The following is a 22300-nucleotide window of genomic DNA, read 5'->3' as shown; positions in this document are numbered from 1 at the left end:
TTCAAAATCCGGTCCATTAAAGTGCAAACACAAAGCAAAAGTGCGGTGACTTTTTTGAAATATTAAAGCAACTATCTTAAATTGTTTTACTGATATCAATAAAAAACGGATAGCTTTTAATACTATCCGTTTTTCAATTATTAAGAAAAATTAGATGGTACGTTTGATCTCAACTACTTCAAAGACTTCAATCTGGTCACCGACTTTTACATCGTTGTAGTTTTTCACACCAATACCACATTCCATACCATTGCGCACTTCTGCCACATCATCTTTAAAGCGACGTAATGACTCAAGTTCACCTTCAAAAATAACCACGTTATCTCGCAGTACACGGATTGGATTATTACGTTTCACAATACCTTCTGTCACCATACAACCTGCAATCGCACCAAATTTTGGATGGCGGAATACATCACGTACTTCAGCAAGACCTATAATTTCTTGCTTAAATTCAGGTTGTAACATACCACTCATGGCCGCTTTAATTTCATTTAACAGTTCATAAATGATTGAGTAATAACGCAAATCAATACTTTCTGATTCAATAATACGGCGTGCTGAAGCATCTGCACGTACGTTAAAGCCAACAACAATTGCATTTGAAGCTGCAGCTAAAGTAGCATCTGTTTCAGTGATACCACCAACACCAGACCCCACTACTTTGACTTTAACTTCATCAGTTGAAAGCTCATGTAAGGATTGAACAATAGCTTCTACTGAGCCTTGTACATCAGCTTTCACAATCACATTCAACTCAGCAACATCACCTTCAGCCATATTAGTAAACATATTTTCTAATTTCGCTTTTTGTTGGCGTGCTAGCTTGACTTCACGGAATTTACCCTGACGGTATAATGCGACTTCACGAGCTTTCTTCTCATCACGTACAACTGTAGCCTCATCACCCGCTGCTGGTACACCTGATAAACCCAATACTTCTACTGGAATTGAAGGTCCTGCACTTGCTACTTCTTTACCATTTTCATTACGCATCGCACGCACACGACCATATTCAAAGCCACAAAGTACAATATCTCCACGATGTAACGTACCTGATTGAACAAGAATAGTTGCAACTGGACCACGTCCTTTATCAAGATAAGATTCGATTACAACCCCCGTTGCCATCCCATCTTTCACAGCTGTTAATTCAAGCACTTCTGATTGTAATAAAATTGCTTCTAGGAGCTCATCAACACCCGTTCCTTTTTTCGCAGAAACATAAACAAATTGTGTATCACCACCAAATTTTTCTGCAACAACTTCATGTTGTAATAATTCCGTTTCAACACGTTCTGGATTTGCCTCTGGCTTATCAATTTTATTTACCGCAACAACGATTGGTACACCCGCAGCTTTCGCATGTTGGATAGCCTCTATGGTTTGGGGCATTACACCATCATCTGCAGCAACAACGAGAACAACAATGTCTGTTGCTTTTGCACCACGTGCACGCATAGACGTAAATGCAGCATGTCCTGGTGTATCCAAGAAGGTAATCATTTTACCATCCGTTTCAACATGATATGCACCAATATGTTGTGTAATACCGCCAGCTTCGCCTGATGCAACTTTAGCTTTACGAATATAGTCAAGTAATGAAGTTTTACCATGGTCTACATGGCCCATAATGGTGACAACAGGAGCACGAGTAACTAATTCTGCATCCAGATCACGATCACTCATAACAGATTCTTCTAGTTCATTTTCTTTACGAATAATAACTTTATGCCCCATTTCTTCTGCAACAAGTTGTGCAGTTTCTTGGTCAATCACTTGGTTAATCGTTGCCATTGCCCCCATTTTCATCATAGTTTTGATGACTTCTGTTGCTTTGACCGCCATTTTGTTTGCTAACTCTGCGACAGTAATCGTTTCACCAATCACAACATCACGATTGACTGCTTGTGCAGGTTTTGTAAATGCCTGTTGTAATGCACTACCTTTTTTCGCATTTTTACCTTTGCCGCCTTTACCGTCTTTTTGATTACGACGATTAGATTCACGTTCATTTTTTGAACTTTCTTCTTCGCGACCACCTTTTTTCGCTTTTACAACTTTATTTTTACCGCCACGATTACGACTTTCTTTACGGCGAGCTTCTTCATCTTCTGCTTCACGCGCATAACTAGAAGTTAAGTTATAATCGGCATAATCTTCTGAAGTTGTTGAGTCAAAATCATCATCAGCTAATTCTGCATAACGTTTAGCCTCTTCAGCTGCTTTACGCGCTAATTCTTCTGCTTTTTGGCGAGCTAATTCATCCGCCTTACGACGTAATTCAGCCTCTTCTGCACGGCGTTTCTCTTTTTCAGGATCAACTGGTTTAACAGCAACTGAGGCAGCTTGTTGGGCTTTTTTAGCCTCTTCCGCTTTCATTTGCTTCGCTTTTTCAGCGTCTAAACGTGCTTTCTCCTCTGCTTCTTTCTTCGCTTTCTCTGCTGCAAGTCTTTCTGCTTCTTGAATTGCCTTTAACTTAGCCTCTTCTGCTTTTTTCGCTGCATCTGTTGGCACAGTACGTTTTTTACGCACCTCAACTTGAACTTCTTTTGCTTTACCACCTGCGGTAGTGCTTACTGTCGTTTTCGTTCTACGCTGCAAGCTCAGTTTCTTCGGGGTTACCCCATCGGCTTTTTTTACATCATCTGTCATATCTTCACTCCTACCATTACTCACTGAACCAACAGATATTACGTGCAGCCATAATGAAGTCTGCTGCTTGTTCCACTGTTAAATCTTCAATATCAGCTAAATCATCAACACCTTGTTCTGCAAGTTCTTCTAGAGTAGTAATCTTTTTCTCTGCTAATTTTAATGCGATATGTCGATTCATTCCTTCTAAATTAAGTAGGCGATCTTCAATATGTGCTTGTTTTAGCGCTTCTTCTTCCGCTAATGCTGTAGCCGTAATCGCATCTTTTGCACGTGCTTGTAACTCTTCGACTAGATCTTCATCTTCTAAACCATCAATCGCAGTTAATTCACTGACTGAAACATAAGCTAATTCTTCTAAAGTCGAAAAGCCTTCTTCAATTAAAAGATGAGCAAATTCTTCATCAATTTCTAAAGCATTCATAAATAGTTTTAATACTTTATTGTCTTCTGCCTGATGTTTCTCATCTAATTCATCTGTTGTCATCACGTTTAGCGTCCAACCTGTTAATTGTGTTGCTAAGCGTACATTTTGACCATTACGACCAATTGCTTGTGCAAGATTTGCTGGTTCAACGGCAATATCCATAGAATGTGAATCCTCATCAACAACAATAGAACTCACATCCGCTGGGGCCATCGCATTAATAACAAATTGAGCTGGATTATCATCCCAGAGCACGATATCGACACGCTCACCACCTAACTCATTTGTAATAGCTTGGACACGTGCGCCACGCATACCTACACAAGCACCAACTGGATCAATACGTTTATCATTACTTTTTACTGCAATTTTTGCGCGTGAACCTGGATCCCGTGCTGCATTTTTAATTTCAATTAATTCCTCACCAATTTCTGGTACTTCAATACGGAATAATTCAATTAACATTTCAGGTTTTGCACGAGTAACAAATAATTGTGCACCTTTATTTTCTGGGCTCACTTTATATAACACACCACGTACTCGATCACCAGGGCGGAAATTTTCGCGTGGTAACATATCTTCACGCAAAATCACCGATTCTGCTTGTTGACCTAAATCTAAAACAATATTATCGCGATTTACTTTCTTGACTGTGCCTGTCACAATTTCACCTTCTTGAGAACGGAATTGTTCAACAATTTTATTACGTTCCGCCTCACGAATCTTAGTACTGATTACTTGGCGAGCAGTCTGCATTGTAATACGATCGAATGCGACAGATTCAATTTGATCTTCAATATATTCACCTAATTGAATTTCTGGATCTTCGAATTGAGCAGCTTCTAAAGTAATTTCTTTCGTTGGATTAGTCACTTCTTCTACTACTAACCAACGACGGAAAGTATCAAACTCGCCAGTCTTAGGATTGATCACCACACGAACATCAATTTCTTGTTCATATTTCTTCTTTGTTGAAAGTGCTAACGCACTTTCCAATGCCTCAAAAATCTTCTCACGTGGTAATAATTTTTCATTTGACACGGCTTCAGCAGCCAATAAAAGTTCTTTACTCATTGCTCTGTTCGCTCCTTTTTAGAATTTAGGAATAATATTGGCTTTTTGAATATTGCCAAACACTAAAACTTGCTCCTGACCATCTACAATTATCGTCAGCATATCGTTCTCAATTTTCTCTAATTTACCCTGCCATTTACGACGTTCTAACACGGGAATACGCAGATGTACTGCAATATCTTCACCGATATAGCGTTGATATTGTTCTAGAGTAAACAATGCTCTATCTAACCCTGGTGAAGAAACCTCTAAATTATATTTATCACTAATTGGGTCTTCGACATCAAGAAGTGCACTCACTTGGCGGCTTACATCTGCACAATCTTCCACAGTTACACCACCTTCTTTATCAATATATAAACGAACTGTTAAATATTTACCTGAACGTTGGCATTCGATTCCCCAAAGTTCACAGCCTAAATCTTCAACAGATTCTTGTAATAATTCTTGTAACTTTTGTTCTAAACTTGCCAAAAGAAAATCCTCTTAAATTCATTATGAAGCTAACACACTAACACTAGTATCTTTTTTATACTGTTAACCTCAAATTTTAGACGTAAAAAAAGGACTCGTTTGTCCAGTCCTTACATCAAAAAATCTCCATTCAGATACGAAAAAACCCCATCATTTAGGGGCTTCTTTACTGAACTGTCTGTAAAGTGGTTGCGGGGGCCGGATTTGAACCGACGGCCTTCGGGTTATGAGCCCGACGAGCTACCAAGCTGCTCCACCCCGCGTCCGAAATATGTCAGCATTATAGATAATTTAGTTAAAATAGCAAGTTTTAATTCATATTTTTTGTATTTTTTCAAAAAATCACACAAAATTAACCGCTCTTTTCGTTAAAAACGAACACCCGTACCAATACCGATACCAACCCCTATACCGCTACTTCCTCCACCAGCATTCACACTACCACCAATAGCGCAACCTGAAATAATAAGACTCATTATAATCATCATAATGTTTTTTTTCATATTACTTCTCCTCTTCAAGTTGAGCAGACACATTTTCAAACAAACGATAAACGGCACTTAAATCTGTTTTTGCAACTGGTTTAAATGGTAACAAAAGATAATAAATAAAGCGATACTTGCGCAGTGTATCGCATACTAATTGCCATACCTCAGCATTACCTAATTCAATATAAACTTGAATTAAGCGTTTCACTTCTTGATCTGAAATTACTTTTGAACGACACAATCCATGTAAAAAAATGATTACATCACGCGCTTTATCCCATGTAATTTTTTCTTTATGATATATATGAGCCTCGAAATCCAAAAAGTTCACTTTTCTATCTTGCCATGTCATATCTCTTAACACGGGCCGCCCATGAATTAAATCTTTTTCATGCAATTCAATGAGTGCTTTTATGCAATCAGATAAGATTGTCTGCTTTAATTCTGTAGATACAGTAGGATCTTCTTGCCAATCAATAGCAGTTCTTCCAACATCTTCTAATACGAAAAAATCTTCATTATATAAGTGCAGCATGGGCACTGGTGCATCAACGGATTCAAAATAACGTAGTGTTTGAATTTCTTGCTGAAAAGACGTTTTCGGATTAGGTTTTAATAATTTCCAAATTCCTTTAAGCTGTTCTGGTTGCTTTAACCAGAAATGTTGACCAAAATATTCAAATCGATAAATTCTTGTTCCTTTATGATTTGCAAATAAATGTTTAACATACGCTTCAAAAGTTATGTCTATCGATTCCATTTCTCTATTTTCCTTTTCTTAAACAAGAAAGTGCGGTGATAATCAACCGCACTTTACTTCATAATCCATCATTTATTTTTTTATTAAGCTCAATTTGCTGACTTTATCATTAGCTAGCTGACATTCCATTGTGTAGTATTGTGTACCATTTAAACGTACTGTTGCTTTAATATTAGTCGCGGTGACAACCGCATTTTCTGGACTACGGAAAACACGATTAGTTTGTGCGACTTGCTGAATTTTAGCAATACATAAATAGTTTACTTTTGCGTCACTTCCTGTATTAATACGACTAGCACTAGCATCAGCTTTATTATTTCCCAGAATTTTGAGTAATTTCTTACCTTGCGTCAATAACTCACTTTGTTTTTCTGAGCTAATATCAATTTTTTGACCTTTTATATTCACAGCCTTAATCAATTTGCCCACATGATCAAATTGGTAAACACCTGTTGCATCTTGTACAACAGCTAATTTACCTGTTTGATAGAAAAACTTACTCACATTACTATCTTTTTGAACACGAATAAATTCTGGATGTGTACTTAAATAAGCGAGATAGCGTTCATTATTGTATATATACTCAAATGTCCGTAATGTTGTTGCTTTTTGCTCTAAACTGGCTAAATCGATACCTAATGCTTGTGTTGCTGCTTGTGCAGAAACGACACTCACATCACGTGTACTTGTTTCGGGTAAATGACTACAAGCGAATAAAGCTAATACAGAAGAAAATAAAACAGCTCTAGTACAATATTGGCGCATAAAGTTTCCTTAAAAGAATAAAATAGCTTTTCATTTTAACGAACTTTAATCAATTTTTGAATAAAATTTCCACTTTTATCAAAATAAGTCAGCTTGAGCAAAAATAACGAAGTATTTTACTTCGTTATTTCTCTCATATTATTTAGTTAAAAATAAGGCAGCAGCACCTCGTACTCCACCAGAATCACCATATTTGGCTTTTTTAATCAATGGAATTTTAGCACTACGTAATAAATGAGGTGGTAACGCTTTTGGTAATGCTTCATAAAGATGATCAAAATTAGAAAGTCCACCACCCAGTACGATCACATCTGGATCTAAAATCGTAATAATATTCGCAATAGAAACAGCACAAAGCTCAATAAAAAGTGTCACAAACTTGACCGCACTCTCATCATTAGCATAAAAACGCTGAATAATTTCTTTTGCACTTAATGCTTCTCCTTGTAAATCACGGTAAAGCATCTCAAAACCGCGACCAGATAAATAAGTATCTAAACAAGCACGATTACCACACCCACAATCATAGATAGGTGCATTATCCCAGCCTAATAACTGTAATGCATGATAATTTAATTGGATATGACCTAATTCGCCAGCCATCCCTGTTTGTCCCGAGTGAATCTTACCATTAAAAATCAAACCACCGCCAAAACCAGTACCAAGAATAAGACCTAATACACTAGAGTATTGAGCATTATCCTCGTCCCATGCTTCAGAAAGTGCAAAACAGTTAGCATCATTTTCAGCACGTACTTCACGACTAAGACGAGCTGAAAGATCTTGTAAAATAGGCTTATGATCTGCTGCACGAATATTAACAATTTCAGCGATACCCGTCGTTGGATTAACAAAGCCAGGTATACCTAATCCTACTGAGCCTTTACAATTAAACATTTCATCTGCTTTTTGTACTAAAGAAACAATTGTACTTAACCACTCTTCATAGCTTTCTTTTGGTGTTTCTACTCGTTCACTATAAAGTTTTTCCAATTTTTCATTAAATACAGCAAGCTCTATTTTTGTACCACCAATATCAAACCCGTATAACATTTTCACCTCACTCACAAAAAATAATCTTGATTTTAACGATTCTTTTATTTTTATTTATTGATAAAAATCGCTTTTTTATACAAAAACGCAAAAATAGCCCAATGGACCAGAAAAGCAATTAGTGTACTAACGAATAAGTCTATTGGATAATGCATACCAAAACGTAACCGACTAAATAACATAAAGACCGCCCAAATTGCAGTTGTAACTACTAGTAACTTTGCACCTAAAGAGCGAACTCCTAACAAATGGACAAATCCAACGGCGAGCATTAACCAAGTTGCAGCAAAAATCGTATGCCCTGAAGGAAAAGCATAGCCGACTTCCTTTTCATAATGTCCTTTTAACCAAGTAGGAATATCTGATCTCGCTTGATAAAATTGATCAACAAATTGAGAACGGATTTTACGGTCTTGTGCATAAAAATGCTCAACTGTAATGCCAGCTTCTTCTGCAATATAAACGACATAAGGACGAGGCTCTGAAAAAATTGTTTTCAAACCACTTTTAATTCCCTGTGTCAAAATGACTGAAAATGCCATTACAACAACACCAAGTATCCATTGCTTTTTATTATGAAATAAAGGAAAAAACAGTAATGTAAAGACTCCACAAGTAATGACTGCGTAAGGCACACTACCTGTTTCTGTCAAAACATAAAGCGGATAATCATAATCAGTCATTAAATCTTTGTTATCCCATTGCCATGTAAAAATCCAAGCAAAAAAAGGGACAATACAAAGCAATAAGGTATATAATGACAATCTTTTTAACATATTGACGACCATAAGATTGATAATCTGAAAGAGCGACATTCTATCAGATAAAGTGTAAAAGAATAAGGATTGATTATGGCAAAAATTCAACGAGTTACCGAAGCCAATTTGCCAACAGAATTTGGCATATTTAAAATCGTCGGTTTTGAATTTCCAGACACGAAAAAAGAGCATGTTGCCCTTGTACTAGGCGATGTAGAAAACAGCAATGAACCTGTTCTTGCACGTATTCATTCAGAATGTTTAACAGGTGATGCATTACATAGCTTAAAATGTGATTGCGGTTTTCAATTAGCGGCCGCATTACGCCAGATTAGCCAAGAAGGGAAAGGTGTTCTAATCTATCATCGCGAAGAAGGGCGCGGTATTGGATTAATCAATAAAATCCGTGCTTATGCATTACAAGACAAAGGAATGGATACAATTGAAGCAAACCTTGCTCTTGGCTTTGCTGCGGATGAACGGAATTTTGAAGTTTGTGCGGATATGTTTGATTTGCTTGGGATCAAAAAAGTACGTTTACTCACTAACAACCCTAATAAAATTGAAACAATGAAAAAAGCAGGAATCAATATTACTGAACGGGTCGCATTAAATGTAGGAGAAAATCGCTACAATACTGAATATCTTGATACTAAAGCAAAAAAAATGGGGCATTTTATTGTTCACAATCAACAAAAACATTTACTTGAATGTCCATATTGTTCAGAAGAAATTCCCACTAAAGAAGACTAAAACACTTTCGCCTACGCACTCGCGTAGGCGAAACATTAACTAAACGACCACGTTTTAACTCACTTGCTATTCACCTTACGATATAAATCCTTACTATAAATGATACCTGTCGGATTATTAGTATGATAACCAACTATTGTTGAATGAATAAATATTGGTTTTGTATATTGGAAAATGGGTAATACGACATTCTCTTGCTGTAGTTGTTCCGCAATCTGATCATACAATGCTTGTCTTTCTGCTTCTGGTTGAGGTCGAAGTGTTGTTTCTAATAACTTATCAATATCTGCATTACGATAAGAGATCTTATTATCAGGAGAATGAGAATAGAATGAATGTAAGAAAGCTGAAGGTTCATTATAGTCAGCACACCATCCTGAGCGAATGAGTTGAAAATCACCTTTTTCTCGCTTTTCTAAAAGCTGTTGCCTAGACACAGGTTCTGCGCTTATTCGAATCATATCTGACTGAGACCACATTCGAACTAAACGTTGTGCAATATTATTGTGCAAATTATCTTGATCATAAGTTAATTTTAATTGTAATGGCGATTTTTCAGTGATTCCATTTTGCTCAAGTAATTGCTCCATGACAACAGGCTGCCAAGCTAAATCGGATTCCATTCGCATGGAATGTGGTAAAAAATGTGTAGTTGTCTGCATTTGAGGCGCTACATCTTGCACAATACGCCTACTAGAAATCATTGAGGTTAGTGCTTTACGTACCGAATGGTGTTTTAAAAGTGGATCGGCTAAGTTGAATTCGTAATAATAAGTACAAAGCTGAGGAAAATATTGTATTTCTATAGGTAAATTTTTAGGTTCAAAGACAATATCTAAATCAGATACCGATTCAGTATTGTTTAATTTTTGATAATCAACAAATTTAAACGATACTTTCTCACTAGCCCAATAGTTATAATTTTTTTCTAAATGAATTAAATTACCCTGCTGATTTACTAAACGATAAGCACCATTACCAATAAATTCGCTTGTTTGTTTTTGATAATTTGGTAAAAGTACTACGTGAGCTAACATAGCTGGAAGATGAGGTGTAGGCTTATCAAGCTGAATGCGTAAGATATTTTCGGCAATAGCCTCAACACCAAGCTGATCTACAGCCATATTACCCTCAATGACGGCTTGGCTATTTGCTAAATTTAAAAAGCGTAAATAGGATTTTAATTGACTATTAGAGCGTGCTAATGCTTGCCAACTTGCTACAAAATCTTGTGCACTTAAAAGATCACCATTTGACCAACGAATACCATCGCGTAATAGAAAAATCCATGCTTTATAATCTTCTGTTTGCCAACTTTGTGCAACCGCAGGGATGATATTTCCCATTGCATCATAAGCAGTCAATCCTTCTAATAAATCTCGCAAAAATACATTTTGTTCAGTATTTGTGATCGAATGAGGGTTAAGTAATAAATCATGATATACGCCGCGAGTTAATAACTCTCTTGTCGGTGTTCTATCGATAGATAGAGTAGAGGTCGTTACTTGAGCATCTGATTCAGATTGGCTTGGTTTAGGATCACAAGCAGATAAACAGGAAACTATAAAAAATAAGACCGCACTTTTAACACATAAAATACGGTTTATTTTTAAAAGAAAAAACAAGCTAGAGTGGCTAAACATTAAATAAATTCCAATGAAATAATGTACATTATACAAACAATGTTTAGCGAATACCAATTATTGCTTAGCGGTTTTAATCCAAAAGAAAAAGAACCAATACTTAGTCAATAAAACTAATATAATAATCGTTCTTCCAATCATACTTGGTGTAAAATAAAAACCGATCGACAACATCGCGGTAGCAAATAGTAAAATCCAAAATTTCGATTTTTGACTTAGAGAACGATCTTCTTTAAAAGATTTAAGATGTTTATTATAAAGTTTAGTTTGCAAAAACCAATCATGTAAACGATCTGACCCCTTTGCAAAAAAGAATAATGTCAATAATAAAAATGGCGTTGCTGGTAGTAATGGTAAAATAATACCTAATATACCTAAACCGAGAAAAATAAAGCCTAATAAAATATAAACTGCCTTCATAACGATCCCTTTGAATAAAAACGATTCTCAATTATCTACAATTTTTTCGCTTTTTCAAGCTGGATATTATAAAATTTTGCCCCATATAATAAAAATCACTTTTATTTAAAAGGAATATCATGACAAATCCATTACTTACTTTTGACGGTTTACCGCCATTTTCGCAAATTAAACCAGAACATATTCAACCTGCAGTAGAAAAACTTATTCAAGATTGCCGTACAAGCATCGAACAACTCGTTCAGCAAGAACATATTAGTTGGGATAATTTCATTTTACCATTAACCGAAATGAGCGATCGTTTTAGCAAAACTTGGTCACCTATTTCTCATCTTAATTCAGTAAAAAATAGTCCTGAATTACGTGAGGCTTATCAAGCATGCTTACCATTATTATCTGAATATAGTACTTGGGTTGGACAACATAAAGGTCTATATAATGCCTATCAACAATTAAAAAATAGTCCTGAATTTGAAAAGTATACACTTGCTCAGAAAAAAGCAATTGATAATGCATTACGCGACTTCAAGCTTTCAGGGATTTCTTTACCAGCAGAAAAACAAAAGCGTTATGGTGAAATTTCTGCTCGCTTATCTGAATTAACTTCACAATTTAGTAATAATGTCCTTGATGCTACAATGGGCTGGGATAAAATCATTGAAGATGTTAAACAATTACAAGGTTTACCTGAATCAGCATTACAAGCCGCTCAGCAATCCGCAGAAAGCAAAGGGCTAATGGGATATCGCTTCACTTTAGAAATCCCAAGTTATTTACCTGTTATGACTTACTGTGAGAATCGCGAATTACGTGAAGAAATGTACCGCGCATTTGTTACGCGTGCTTCGGAACAAGGTCCTAATGCTGGAAAATGGGATAATAGTCCTATTATGGAGGAAATATTAAATCTACGTGTTGAATTAGCGAAGCTCTTAGATTTCAATACTTACACAGAACTTTCTCTTGCAACCAAAATGGCCGAAAATCCACAACAAGTTCTCGATTTTCTAGACAGTTTGGCAATTCGCTCTAAAGAACAGGGGAAAAAGGAGTTAGAAGAATTAGAAGCATTTTGTCGTACAGAATTTAATATTAAAACACTTGAAGTCTGGGATATCGCTTTTTACAGCGAAAAACAAAAACAGTATTTATATTCAATCAATGATGAAGAGCTACGTCCTTATTTTCCAGAAAACCGTGTCATTAGTGGATTATTTGAGCTAATAAAACGTATTTTTAATATTCGTGCAGTTGAACGTTTTGATATCGATACTTGGCATAAAGATGTCCGTTTTTTCGATTTAATTGATGAAAAAGATCAAGTGAGAGGTAGTTTCTACTTAGATCTTTATGCCCGTGAACACAAACGCGGCGGTGCATGGATGGACGATTGTATTGGTCGCCGTAAAAAGTCGGATAGTTCAATTCAAACACCTGTCGCTTATTTAACCTGTAACTTCAATGCACCTGTTGGAAACAAACCTGCTTTATTTACTCATGATGAAGTCACTACATTATTCCATGAGTTTGGTCACGGTATTCACCATATGCTTACACAAATTGATGTTGCCGATGTTGCTGGTATTAATGGCGTACCTTGGGATGCTGTAGAGTTACCAAGTCAATTCTTAGAAAATTGGTGCTGGGAGCCCGAAGCACTTGATTTCATTTCTGGTCATTATGAAACTGGAGATCCTTTACCAAAAGAAAAACTAGCTCAGTTATTAAAAGCAAAAAATTTTCAAGCTGCAATGTTTGTACTTCGCCAATTAGAATTTGGTTTATTTGATTTTTACTTACATCATCATTTTGAGCAAAACAAACAAGGTCAAATATTGGAAACATTAAAAGCTGTGAAGGAAAAAGTTGCAGTAATTAAAGGAGTAGATTGGGCGAGAACACCACATAGTTTTAGTCATATTTTTGCAGGCGGTTATGCTGCTGGCTACTATAGCTATTTGTGGGCTGAGGTCCTTTCAGCAGATGCGTTTTCTCGTTTTGAAGAAGACGGTATTTTTAATGCAGAAACAGGTCAATCCTTCTTAAACGAAATTCTTAGTCGTGGCGGCTCAGAAGAACCAATGACTCTATTCAAACGCTTCCGTGGTCGTGAACCACAATTAGATGCATTATTAAGACATAAAGGGATTGCTAACTAACCATGTTGAAAAAATAGAAAAAAAGTAACCGCACTTTGTATTATCAAAGTGCGGTTAAACTTATCAAATATTATATCAACTAATTTAACCAACCTGCTTGCTGAACAATAAAAAGTAATGTAAATGAGCTCAGATACATTAATCCAATTAAAGATAACCAGAATAACCCACCTTTTACCTTATGCTCACCTTTTAATACAAGAGATAAATTTAAATAAGCAAATACAGGAGTTGAAACAAAAGATGCAATCATTGCAAATTTTAACATCGGTCCAACCGCGTTATTAAAATAGAAAATAATTGCTAAACCTGAAATTGCCGCCAATGTAATTGCAATATTCAAGAAACTAGGGCGACTTTCTCGCTTGCCTAAAATTAAACGCAAACTTTCAACATTTGTACGCGAATAACCATCAATGACAGTAATTGTTGTGCCAAACATACACATAAAAGCAATAAATGCGATTAATCCTCTCGCCCATTCACCAATCGTCGAGGCATACATATTAATTAATTGAGCAATATATTTTCCACCCACCATTTGTACTGCCTCACTTGAGCCATGCTGTACTAATGCACCTAAAGCTAAAAATACTAATGCTAAAAGTGCGGTACCAATATAACCGACATTAAAATCCCAAATTCCATCTTGATAAGATACTTTAGATACACGACGTTTCGCAATCACCCACATTGAGTTAATTGCCGAAATTTCAATCGGAGCAGGCATCCATCCCATTAAGGCAACAATAAAACCTAATGCAGCTAAATTCCATGGACTTGCACTAACATAATCTACAGGTGCAACCCCTTGAATACCATTACGGCTCAATGCAATAATAACTGCTATTATTGTTGTAATAGTTAATGCAATCATAATTAATTTAGACAACCCGTCTAATAAACGATATTTGCCTAATAATAAAATTAACGTACTCACACCGATAACAATTAAGCTTAACTTTGGAAGCGCTATCATTCCAGCAGGTAAGACAAAGGTTAAAATAGCCGCACATAAAAGACCTACTGCAGCAGTATTAATGACGGTAGCAAACACATTCATTAAAAAGAAAACCCACAAATAGATTTTTCCTTTTTTCAAATAACCTTGTAATAGTGTCTCGCCAGTATCTAAGGTGTATTGCACACCAAAACGGAAAAACGGATATTTAAAAAGATTGGCTAGAATAATGATAATTGCAAGTTGCCAACCATAAATGGCACCAGATTGAGTTGAGGCAATCAGATGAGAGCCACCTACAGCAGCCGAAGCCATTAAAATACCTGGGCCTAAAGCAGATAATTTAGAATTCCAAGTTGATTTTTCTAATTCTTGAGTTGTTTCTGTCATAATGCGTTCCAAAAAATAATTTTTATTATTGATATAAGGATAAACATTGTTTATAACAATGTTTTAACAATATCTTATATTTATAACAAAGAGTCAACAGAACAAAAATAAAACAAAGTCAGTATTTAATGCTAATAAATATCAATCTATAAGAATAAAAAACCAACTTTAAATGAAGTAAAACAAAATCATATTATTGTATAAAATACAATCTAATATAAAATAAATTTAAAAAAATAATAAAATAATTTAAAAATTAAATAGAAATGACTGTGCAATAAAGAGAATATTAAATAATGGTGGCTGGGGTACTAGGATTCGAACCTAGGAATGCCGAGATCAAAACCCGGTGCCTTACCGCTTGGCGATACCCCAATTAAAATATCTTAGATTTGAAAATTATAGAAGATTGTTTTGATAGTATGGCTGGGGTACTAGGATTCGAACCTAGGAATGCCGAGATCAAAACCCGGTGCCTTACCGCTTGGCGATACCCCAACAACTATATTTTGAATTAAAAGCTAATGAATGGTGCGGGACGAGGGACTTGAACCCACACACCTCGCGGCGCCAGAACCTAAATCTGGTGCGTCTACCAATTTCGCCAGTCCCGCAAATATGGTGGCTATGACGGGATTCGAACCTGTGACCCCAACATTATGAGTGTTGTGCTCTAACCAACTGAGCTACATAGCCATTTTCCTATTTGCATTCACCTCATCGGCTTTGCGGGGCTAATTATGCTGATATCGCCCCCACTCGTCAACTCTTTTTTTTATAAAAATGAAAATTTTAGCTTATTCGCATAGAGTTTGAACAAATCTCTCTAAAAACTGACCGCACTTTATTCAGATAACAATCGACGTAATAAACTACCATCTAATAAAGCGCGTTTAATTAAAGCAAATGCGCCTATCACATCTTCATTTTTTAATTCAGAAGCAACTAAAGGAGTATTTTTAACAAATGCAGGTAAAGCATGACTCTCTAATGAGCGTTGAATAGCTGCAAACAAAATCGTTTTGGCCTGTGTAATTTCACCAGAAATAACAATTTTTTCTGGATTAAACATATTCACACTCATCGCAAGCACACGCCCAATTTGAACACCAACATGTTCAATTAACTCTATAGCTGCTGCATCCTGTTTATTACTGGCCTTGCAAATTGCTTCAATATCATGGGTATCTAAAGAAAGCCATTTACTTTGATAACCATCTTGTAATAACTCATGCATTTTTTTCTCAATTGCAGTGTTACTGACGACAGTTTCTAAACAACCAACATTACCGCATAAGCAACGTTTGCCTAATGGATCAACTTGGATATGTCCAATTTCCCCCACATTGTTTTTATAGCCGAGAAAAACCTCATGATTAATGACAATACCAGCCCCCACTCCACGATGAATACGTAATAAAAGCGAATCATAACAATCTTGTGTTACCCCAAAATAATGTTCTGCTAAAGCAAGGCTGCGCACATCATGTCCAATAAACGTTGGTAGGCTTAAATGCTGAGTTATTTTGTTCGCTAAATCCCATGGTGCATTTAGCTGCAAATGAGGCATGTATTCAATCATACTCGTTTTTACATCTACAAAGCCAGGGACTGTAATCCCAATCGCAATAAATTCACAGCCACGTTTTTGGTTTTCTTCAATAAATATATTTAACTGTTGTAAAAGAAATGCTTCTATATTTTCCACATTTTGATTTTCGGGCAAATCAAGCACATCTTTTTTCAATAGCTTAGTAGACAAATCCATTATCGCAAAAGTCGTATGTTTACGACCTAAATGAATGAGAATAGAACGAAATGCTTTATATTCAGCAACAATAGAGGTTGCTCTGCGGCCTCCTGTTGACTCCTGTTGTTCAACTTCTTTAATCAGACCTCGAGCTAAAAGATGACGAGTAATTTTAGTTACACTCGCAGGCGCAAGTTGACTTAATTCAGAAATTTGAATACGAGAAATCGGTCCTTGTTGATCGATGAGTTTGTAGACTACCGCACTATTCATCTGTTTCACTAAATCAACATTTGCTATCTGATGATTTTCTCGCATGTTTTACCCCAATAAAAAAATAATTGACCTATTTTAATGGCGATTAAGATAATTAGGAATCATTTTTGCAACACAATTTACTTTTGTGCAATTTTTAATGTAGAAGAGAATAATTCTAATCCATTTGCATTGCCAGTTTTAACCATTGAATTCATAACTTGAGTCGGTGAATGTAATAATTTATTTGTCAGTTTATAACTGAGCTCTCTTAATACATTTTCAGCATCTTCGCCTTGTGTCAACGCAAGTAAAGACTTCTCCAATAATTGCTGACGAATATCTTCTGCATTATCACGATATGAGCGAATTAAATTAGAAAATTGATGTACTTTTAACCACTCAAAAAAATCCTCACATTCTTGCTCAATAATTGATTGTGCTTGTTCTGCTGCTTTTTGTCTTTCAGTAAGATTCCGTTGAATAATATGTTGTAAATCATCAACAGTATAATAATAAATACTTTCGAGCTGATTAACACTTTCTTCAATATCGCGTGGCACGGCAATATCAACTAATAACATCGGTAAATAACAACGTGCTTTTTGTGCCAATGTTACCATCTCTTGACTAATGAGAATACTCGGACTACTTGTTGAGCTAATGACAATATCTGCTTGATTCAGTCCTTCTTGTAATTGTTCAAGCGAGAGAATCTGAATATTTTCCGAATCGTCTAACTTTTCAACTAATTTCTGAGCTCGCTCGATAGTGCGGTTTGCAATCATGATATTATTCACTCCATGACGTAACAAATGACGACTCACTAATTCGATAGTTTCTCCTGCCCCTACTAAAAGTACATTTAGTTTTTTTAATGATTCAAAAATTTGACGAGCCAAACTACAAGCTGCATAAGCAACTGAAACAGCACTATTACCAATAGTGGTTTCTGTTCTCACTCGTTTAGCCGTTGAAAAGGTTTTTTGAAATAAGCGAGAAAGCTCGCCAGACATAGGCAGCTCTCTCTGTTGGTAATATTGTTCACTCATTTGGTAGGCTTGTTTAACCTGCCCTAATATTTGAGGCTCTCCCAAAATCAGTGAGTCCAAACCACAAGCTACACGCATGAGATGCGAAGCAGCTTGCTGATTATGTCGCGAATAAATACAATCGGCCAATTCATTCAAAGGCAATTGATGTATGCCAGCAAACCATTGTGTACAAGTATCAGCCCATACTTGTGCTTGTTGAGGGGGAATATCTTTATTATGTAAATAAACTTCAGTGCGGTTACAAGTCGATAAAATCACAGCACTATCCACTAACTTATATTGCTGAATTTGCTGTAATGCTTCAACACGCTTTTCATCGGAAAAGGCTACTTTTTCACGTATAGCGACGGAAGCTGTTTTATGATTAATACCGAGCACGAGAATTGTCATAAATTATTAACACAAGCCAAACTTAACTGTAATGGCTTGATGCACCCACAGAATAAATAAAATAAATAATTTTATTTTAATCAATAGTCGTTCAATGAGCAAACTTAACCATAATAATTTTGTTTAAATACTAAATTGGAGTGAGCTAAAACACATCTTTGGCTTGCCGTAAGCGAATAAATGAAGCTAAATCAGATGCTATTAAAAATGGATTAATTTGTTTTTCTAATATCAAGGTCGTTGGTAAACTTGGTTGATTATCCCTTCTGAGTAGCTCTACTTTTTTAAGATGTTTTTTTAGCATAGATTGATTCTCTATTACTGTTTCAGCGAAATGTAAATTCGCTAATGTATATTCATGTGCTGGACAGACAATCGTCTGATCTGGTAGAGCTTTTAAACGCTGCAATCCCTCAAACATTTGCTGATAATTACCTGTAAATACTCGACCACATCCTGCAGAAAAGAGACTGTCCCCACAAAATAAATGTCCGTCTACGAGATAACTCACATGTTGTTCAGTATGTCCACCTGTTTCTATGACTTGAATTTGATAATGTTTTGTTTCAATCAACGCATTAGTGATAATGTGAGTGGCTCCTTTTGAACGTGTTTCTTCAGGTCCCCAAATTTCAATATCAGGATAATATCGTTTAAAGTCTGCTATGCCTGCTGTATGATCAGCATGATGATGAGTTAATAAGAGTACTTCAACATTTAACTGATTATTGATTAAAAATGGTAATAAATTTTTTGTTTCTGGAATATCGATCACAATTACAGGTAAATCTTCTCGTCTATAAAGCCAAATGTAGTTATCATTCAGTGCAGGAATTGGTACTAACATAGATTCTCCTAAAAGGTTTGATAATGTTGTGGAGCGCAAAATATCCCAAAGAAATCGCATTACCATCTAGTTGGCAACAACTCAACAATGGTGAACAATATTGTAACTTACTTACACAATATTTTTCTGCATGGTTTCCTAAAATATTAGGCTATCATTTCTTAAAATTAGGGGGCTTAAGCGCAGAAATTGCATATGATCTTTTTTTACCGCATCAAATTATTTTATCCCCTGAAATTACAGACACACTCAATAAGCTATCAAAACAACAAAATACATCATTCATTCAAGCAAAATTAACTGAGCTGCCCTTTTTAGAAAGCTCAATTGATGCTTGTCTTCTAACAAATATATTAAACTTTAGCCAAGACCCTCACCAAATTTTACGTGAAGTTAATCGTGTATTAATAGATGATGGTTATCTTTTTTTATCGTTATTTAATCCGATCAGTCCACTATTATTTAAACGTTATTTTCATAAAAAACCACATGATAGATTCCTTTTTCGCCATTACTTGCTTTGGCGCATTATAGATTGGTTAGAATTATTAAATTTTGAAATTTTAGAATGTAAACCGCTGTTACAAAGTCAAAAAATAAGCTGCTTTTCGCACCTAGTCACTATTGTCGCTCGTAAGCAAACTTATCCACTCACGTTAAATCCTCAAAAAATATGCTTCCATAAACAACCGCTTTTTGAACCAGCAAATGCATTTAGAGAAAGTATATTAGGTAAATAAGTGCAATTTGACTTGCAGTGCAAAATAAACTCTCCTATTATGCCAAGCTTTTAGAATAATCTAAATATTGAGATAACAATGTCCGAACAAACTTTTATCCCTGGCAAAGATGCTGCCCTTGAAGAAAGTATTAATAAATTTCAGCAAAAACTAACCGCACTTGGTTTCAATATTGAAGAAGTATCCTGGCTAAACCCAGTTCCTAATGTTTGGTCTGTACATATTCGTGATAAAGATTGTCCACAATGTTTTACTAATGGAAAAGGCGCAACTAAAAAAGCAGCTCTTGCTTCTGCATTAGGCGAATATTTTGAACGACTTTCCACTAATTATTTCTTTTCTGATTTTTATCTAGGTCAAGAAATAGCCAATAGTGATTTTGTGCATTATCCAAATGAAAAATGGTTTCCTATTGAAGATGAAACACTGTTACCAACAGGTATTTTGAATGAAGAACTTTTAGATTACTACGATCCTAATCAAGAATTAACCCCAGAATTATTAGTAGATCTACAATCAAGCAATTATCAACGGGGTATTGTTGCGCTACCTTATGTTCGTCAATCAGATCAATCAACGGTTTATATTCCACAAAGTATTATTGCAAACCTATATGTCTCTAATGGTATGTCTGCTGGAAACAGTAAATTTGAGGCTCGAGTCCAAGGTTTATCGGAAATTTTTGAACGCTATATTAAAAATAAGATTATTGCCGAAGCGATTAGCCTACCATTAATTCCATCAGGGGTGCTTGCTCGCTTTCCATTAATCCAAGCATCCATTCAAAAGTTAGAAGAAGAAGGCTTTCCAATTCTCGCTTACGATGCCTCCATAGGTGGCAAATATCCTGTTATTTGCGTCATTTTATTAAATCCTAATAATGGTACTTGTTTCGCCTCTTTTGGTGCTCATCCTAACTTCCAAGTCGCATTGGAACGTACAGTAACAGAACTATTGCAAGGGCGTAGCTTAAAAGATCTCGATGTATTTACCCCACCATCGTTTAACAATGAAGATGTTGCCGAGCATGCTAATTTAGAAACTCACTTTATTGATTCAAGTGGCTTAATTTCTTGGGATTTATTTAAACAAGATGCCAGTTATCCATTTACAGACTGGGATTTCTCAGGAACAACAGAACAAGAATACAATACACTAATGGATATTTTTCAAGCTGAAGGAAAAGAAGTGTATATCATGGATTATCAACATCTGGATGTTTATGCATGTCGCATTATCGTGCCTGGGATGTCTGATATTTATCCAGTGGATGATTTAATTTATGCTAACAATAATATGGGAATGGATTGGCGTGAGATATTACTTGACTTACCTCATTTTCATCATCCACAAGATACTTATCAGGAGCTATTAACAGAACTAGATGAACAAGGTATTGATGATACAACACGTGTGCGTGAATTCATTGGCATCGTTGCACCAACACAGTCTGGCTGGACAACATTGCGTATTGGAGAGCTTAAATCCATGCTTCATTTGGCTGTTGGTAACTTAGAAGCAGCACTTGACTGGGCAAATTGGACATTAAATATGAATAATTCAATATTCACAGCTGAACGTGCAAATTATTATCGTTGCTTAGTTCATAGTATTGAACTCTTTCTCGATAAAAACCGAATACCAGAGCAATATTGCATGGTTTTTGAAAAAATGTACGGTCAACATGCTGTACAATTTGCTTGGAAAGCAATCCAAGGTGGTAATCCTTTCTATGATTTACTTGCTAGTGATGAAAACTTAAAACAATTTCAAGCGCATCAGAAGCTACTACAAGCATACGAAAAATTACAGAAAGCAAAACGTGAAAATTGGTAATCAATTTCTGTTTAAAGGGTATCATTTGGTGCCCTTTATCATTGTTGTGATCCAGTGCAAAGAAATCTTTTCTATCTGATGATAATATAATAGAGTTATTTTATTCAACTATAAGGAGTGATCTTATGCAAGGCTGGACATCTGAAATGTGGCAAGCAGCAGTTATTGGCTTAATTATTGGTTTCGTCATTAGCTACTTATTACTTCGTTTCACAAAAGATTCAGTAAAAAAACAAGTGAAAACAGAAGCAGAATTGCAAAAAGTCAAAAATCAATTAGACAATCAAAAACAACAACTTGAAAAGCATTTTGCTGAAAGCGCTGAGCTACTAAAAAACATTGCGCAAGATTACCAAAAGCTTTATAAACATTTAGCTGTATCATCAACACAGCTATTACCTGAGTTAACGCATAAGCCACTGTTCTCAAATGAGTTAATCACTAGTACAAGTGAAAAACACAATAATATAAATACTGATGAACAACCTAGAGATTACTCCGAGGGTTCTTCAGGTTTATTAAAAAATGAAAAAAATAATGAATAACAATGTAAAAGCCAGAATATGCATTATTCTGGCTTTTATAAACTCTTTATTTCAATTCGGTGGTGGAGCTGGCGGGAGTTGAACCCGCGTCCGAAATTACTC

At 35.7% G+C, this 22300-nt stretch carries 19 protein-coding genes and 5 tRNA genes; 5 read left to right on the top strand and 19 right to left on the bottom strand.

Annotation, left to right across the window (positions count from 1 at the left end; all coding sequences use genetic code 11):
• Positions 1–150: 150 nt before the first annotated feature.
• The 9 genes from infB to DYE19_RS03220 form a co-directional block, all read right to left on the bottom strand.
• On the bottom strand, positions 151–2655 hold the full coding sequence (gene infB / locus DYE19_RS03255) for a translation initiation factor IF-2 (RefSeq protein WP_115322590.1): 2505 nt from the start codon (positions 2653–2655) through the stop codon (positions 151–153).
• 16 nt (positions 2656–2671) lie between these two features.
• Complete coding sequence (nusA, locus tag DYE19_RS03250) at positions 2672–4156, bottom strand: transcription termination factor NusA (protein ID WP_115322589.1); 1485 nt, start codon at positions 4154–4156, stop codon at positions 2672–2674.
• An 18-nt stretch (positions 4157–4174) separates the two neighbouring features.
• Positions 4175–4630 (bottom strand): ribosome maturation factor RimP, encoded by a 456-nt coding sequence (gene rimP / locus DYE19_RS03245; protein WP_049214123.1) that lies wholly within the window; start codon positions 4628–4630, stop codon positions 4175–4177.
• A 186-nt stretch (positions 4631–4816) separates the two neighbouring features.
• Positions 4817–4893, bottom strand: a tRNA-Met gene (locus DYE19_RS03240).
• Between the two features lie 105 nt (positions 4894–4998).
• The gene (locus DYE19_RS11440) at positions 4999–5133 is read right to left on the bottom strand and encodes a hypothetical protein (RefSeq protein WP_255313077.1); all 135 of its coding nucleotides are present in this window, start codon (positions 5131–5133) and stop codon (positions 4999–5001) included.
• Between the two features lies 1 nt (position 5134).
• Positions 5135–5878: a BUD32 family EKC/KEOPS complex subunit gene (locus DYE19_RS03235; protein ID WP_115322588.1), complete on the bottom strand. Its 744-nt coding sequence runs from the start codon at positions 5876–5878 to the stop codon at positions 5135–5137.
• Positions 5879–5950: 72 nt separating this feature from the next.
• The gene (locus DYE19_RS03230) at positions 5951–6643 is read right to left on the bottom strand and encodes a hypothetical protein (RefSeq protein WP_115322587.1); all 693 of its coding nucleotides are present in this window, start codon (positions 6641–6643) and stop codon (positions 5951–5953) included.
• A gap of 138 nt (positions 6644–6781) precedes the next feature.
• Positions 6782–7696 carry an N-acetylglucosamine kinase gene (nagK, locus tag DYE19_RS03225; protein WP_049214563.1) on the bottom strand — a complete coding sequence of 305 codons (915 nt, stop codon included), beginning with the start codon at positions 7694–7696 and terminating at the stop codon, positions 6782–6784.
• Positions 7697–7746: 50 nt separating this feature from the next.
• Positions 7747–8484, bottom strand: a complete 738-nt coding sequence (locus DYE19_RS03220; protein ID WP_049214562.1) for a phosphatase PAP2 family protein — start codon at positions 8482–8484, stop codon at positions 7747–7749.
• A gap of 63 nt (positions 8485–8547) precedes the next feature.
• On the opposite strand from DYE19_RS03220, the gene ribA reads away from it, so the two are divergent.
• Positions 8548–9207 (top strand): GTP cyclohydrolase II, encoded by a 660-nt coding sequence (gene ribA, locus DYE19_RS03215; protein WP_049214561.1) that lies wholly within the window; start codon positions 8548–8550, stop codon positions 9205–9207.
• A gap of 59 nt (positions 9208–9266) precedes the next feature.
• Here ribA and DYE19_RS03210 read toward each other — a convergent pair whose 3' ends face one another.
• Entirely contained in the window at positions 9267–10850 is a 1584-nt protein-coding gene (locus DYE19_RS03210; protein ID WP_115322586.1) for a peptide ABC transporter substrate-binding protein, read from the bottom strand.
• A 57-nt stretch (positions 10851–10907) separates the two neighbouring features.
• Positions 10908–11270: a YbaN family protein gene (locus DYE19_RS03205; RefSeq protein WP_049214559.1), complete on the bottom strand. Its 363-nt coding sequence runs from the start codon at positions 11268–11270 to the stop codon at positions 10908–10910.
• 119 nt (positions 11271–11389) lie between these two features.
• Between DYE19_RS03205 and prlC the strand changes: the two genes are divergently transcribed.
• The gene (gene prlC, locus DYE19_RS03200; RefSeq protein ID WP_115322585.1) at positions 11390–13429 is read left to right on the top strand and encodes an oligopeptidase A; all 2040 of its coding nucleotides are present in this window, start codon (positions 11390–11392) and stop codon (positions 13427–13429) included.
• A gap of 79 nt (positions 13430–13508) precedes the next feature.
• Here prlC and DYE19_RS03195 read toward each other — a convergent pair whose 3' ends face one another.
• From DYE19_RS03195 to gloB, 8 genes are all read right to left on the bottom strand, one after another.
• Positions 13509–14780 carry an NRAMP family divalent metal transporter gene (locus DYE19_RS03195; protein WP_115322584.1) on the bottom strand — a complete coding sequence of 424 codons (1272 nt, stop codon included), beginning with the start codon at positions 14778–14780 and terminating at the stop codon, positions 13509–13511.
• A 300-nt stretch (positions 14781–15080) separates the two neighbouring features.
• Positions 15081–15155, bottom strand: a tRNA-Gln gene (locus tag DYE19_RS03190).
• A gap of 48 nt (positions 15156–15203) precedes the next feature.
• Positions 15204–15278 (bottom strand) — tRNA-Gln (locus DYE19_RS03185).
• Between the two features lie 31 nt (positions 15279–15309).
• A tRNA-Leu gene (locus DYE19_RS03180) sits at positions 15310–15394 on the bottom strand.
• Between the two features lie 5 nt (positions 15395–15399).
• Positions 15400–15476 (bottom strand) — tRNA-Met (locus DYE19_RS03175).
• 148 nt (positions 15477–15624) lie between these two features.
• Complete coding sequence (locus tag DYE19_RS03170) at positions 15625–16848, bottom strand: ROK family transcriptional regulator (RefSeq protein WP_049215293.1); 1224 nt, start codon at positions 16846–16848, stop codon at positions 15625–15627.
• Between the two features lie 77 nt (positions 16849–16925).
• Positions 16926–18230 carry a glutamyl-tRNA reductase gene (gene hemA, locus DYE19_RS03165; RefSeq protein WP_115322583.1) on the bottom strand — a complete coding sequence of 435 codons (1305 nt, stop codon included), beginning with the start codon at positions 18228–18230 and terminating at the stop codon, positions 16926–16928.
• 145 nt (positions 18231–18375) lie between these two features.
• Complete coding sequence (gene gloB / locus DYE19_RS03160) at positions 18376–19077, bottom strand: hydroxyacylglutathione hydrolase (RefSeq protein WP_115322582.1); 702 nt, start codon at positions 19075–19077, stop codon at positions 18376–18378.
• Positions 19078–19100: 23 nt separating this feature from the next.
• On the opposite strand from gloB, the gene DYE19_RS03155 reads away from it, so the two are divergent.
• From DYE19_RS03155 to DYE19_RS03145, 3 genes are all read left to right on the top strand, one after another.
• Complete coding sequence (locus tag DYE19_RS03155) at positions 19101–19817, top strand: class I SAM-dependent methyltransferase (RefSeq protein ID WP_115322581.1); 717 nt, start codon at positions 19101–19103, stop codon at positions 19815–19817.
• Between the two features lie 78 nt (positions 19818–19895).
• Entirely contained in the window at positions 19896–21653 is a 1758-nt protein-coding gene (gene ycaO / locus DYE19_RS03150) for a 30S ribosomal protein S12 methylthiotransferase accessory factor YcaO (RefSeq protein ID WP_115322580.1), read from the top strand.
• 125 nt (positions 21654–21778) lie between these two features.
• Complete coding sequence (locus DYE19_RS03145) at positions 21779–22198, top strand: Z-ring associated ZapG family protein (RefSeq protein ID WP_049215303.1); 420 nt, start codon at positions 21779–21781, stop codon at positions 22196–22198.
• Positions 22199–22300 lie beyond the last annotated feature (102 nt).

This window comes from Pasteurella canis, assembly GCF_900454865.1.
In the GTDB taxonomy this organism is placed as follows: Bacteria; Pseudomonadota; Gammaproteobacteria; order Enterobacterales; family Pasteurellaceae; genus Pasteurella; species Pasteurella canis.
The sequence above is the reverse complement of the archived record's forward strand: the minus strand, read 5'-3'. Positions and strand labels throughout refer to the sequence as shown.

Bases quoted from the DNA above. Each gene is read 5' to 3' on its own strand.
- nagK (WP_049214563.1), bottom strand. From the start codon at position 7,696: ATGTTATACGGGTTTGATATTGGTGGTACAAAAATAGAGCTTGCTGTA.
- hemA (WP_115322583.1), bottom strand. From the start codon at position 18,230: ATGACAATTCTCGTGCTCGGTATTAATCATAAAACAGCTTCCGTCGCT.
- DYE19_RS03170 (WP_049215293.1), bottom strand. From the start codon at position 16,848: ATGCGAGAAAATCATCAGATAGCAAATGTTGATTTAGTGAAACAGATG.
- ycaO (WP_115322580.1), top strand. From the start codon at position 19,896: ATGTCCGAACAAACTTTTATCCCTGGCAAAGATGCTGCCCTTGAAGAA.
- DYE19_RS03235 (WP_115322588.1), bottom strand. From the start codon at position 5,878: ATGGAATCGATAGACATAACTTTTGAAGCGTATGTTAAACATTTATTT.
- DYE19_RS03195 (WP_115322584.1), bottom strand. From the start codon at position 14,780: ATGACAGAAACAACTCAAGAATTAGAAAAATCAACTTGGAATTCTAAA.
- DYE19_RS03230 (WP_115322587.1), bottom strand. From the start codon at position 6,643: ATGCGCCAATATTGTACTAGAGCTGTTTTATTTTCTTCTGTATTAGCT.
- DYE19_RS03210 (WP_115322586.1), bottom strand. From the start codon at position 10,850: ATGTTTAGCCACTCTAGCTTGTTTTTTCTTTTAAAAATAAACCGTATT.
- infB (WP_115322590.1), bottom strand. From the start codon at position 2,655: ATGACAGATGATGTAAAAAAAGCCGATGGGGTAACCCCGAAGAAACTG.
- DYE19_RS03145 (WP_049215303.1), top strand. From the start codon at position 21,779: ATGCAAGGCTGGACATCTGAAATGTGGCAAGCAGCAGTTATTGGCTTA.
- ribA (WP_049214561.1), top strand. From the start codon at position 8,548: ATGGCAAAAATTCAACGAGTTACCGAAGCCAATTTGCCAACAGAATTT.
- gloB (WP_115322582.1), bottom strand. From the start codon at position 19,077: ATGTTAGTACCAATTCCTGCACTGAATGATAACTACATTTGGCTTTAT.
- nusA (WP_115322589.1), bottom strand. From the start codon at position 4,156: ATGAGTAAAGAACTTTTATTGGCTGCTGAAGCCGTGTCAAATGAAAAA.
- DYE19_RS03155 (WP_115322581.1), top strand. From the start codon at position 19,101: ATGTTGTGGAGCGCAAAATATCCCAAAGAAATCGCATTACCATCTAGT.
- DYE19_RS11440 (WP_255313077.1), bottom strand. From the start codon at position 5,133: ATGAAAAAAAACATTATGATGATTATAATGAGTCTTATTATTTCAGGT.
- prlC (WP_115322585.1), top strand. From the start codon at position 11,390: ATGACAAATCCATTACTTACTTTTGACGGTTTACCGCCATTTTCGCAA.
- DYE19_RS03220 (WP_049214562.1), bottom strand. From the start codon at position 8,484: ATGGTCGTCAATATGTTAAAAAGATTGTCATTATATACCTTATTGCTT.
- DYE19_RS03205 (WP_049214559.1), bottom strand. From the start codon at position 11,270: ATGAAGGCAGTTTATATTTTATTAGGCTTTATTTTTCTCGGTTTAGGT.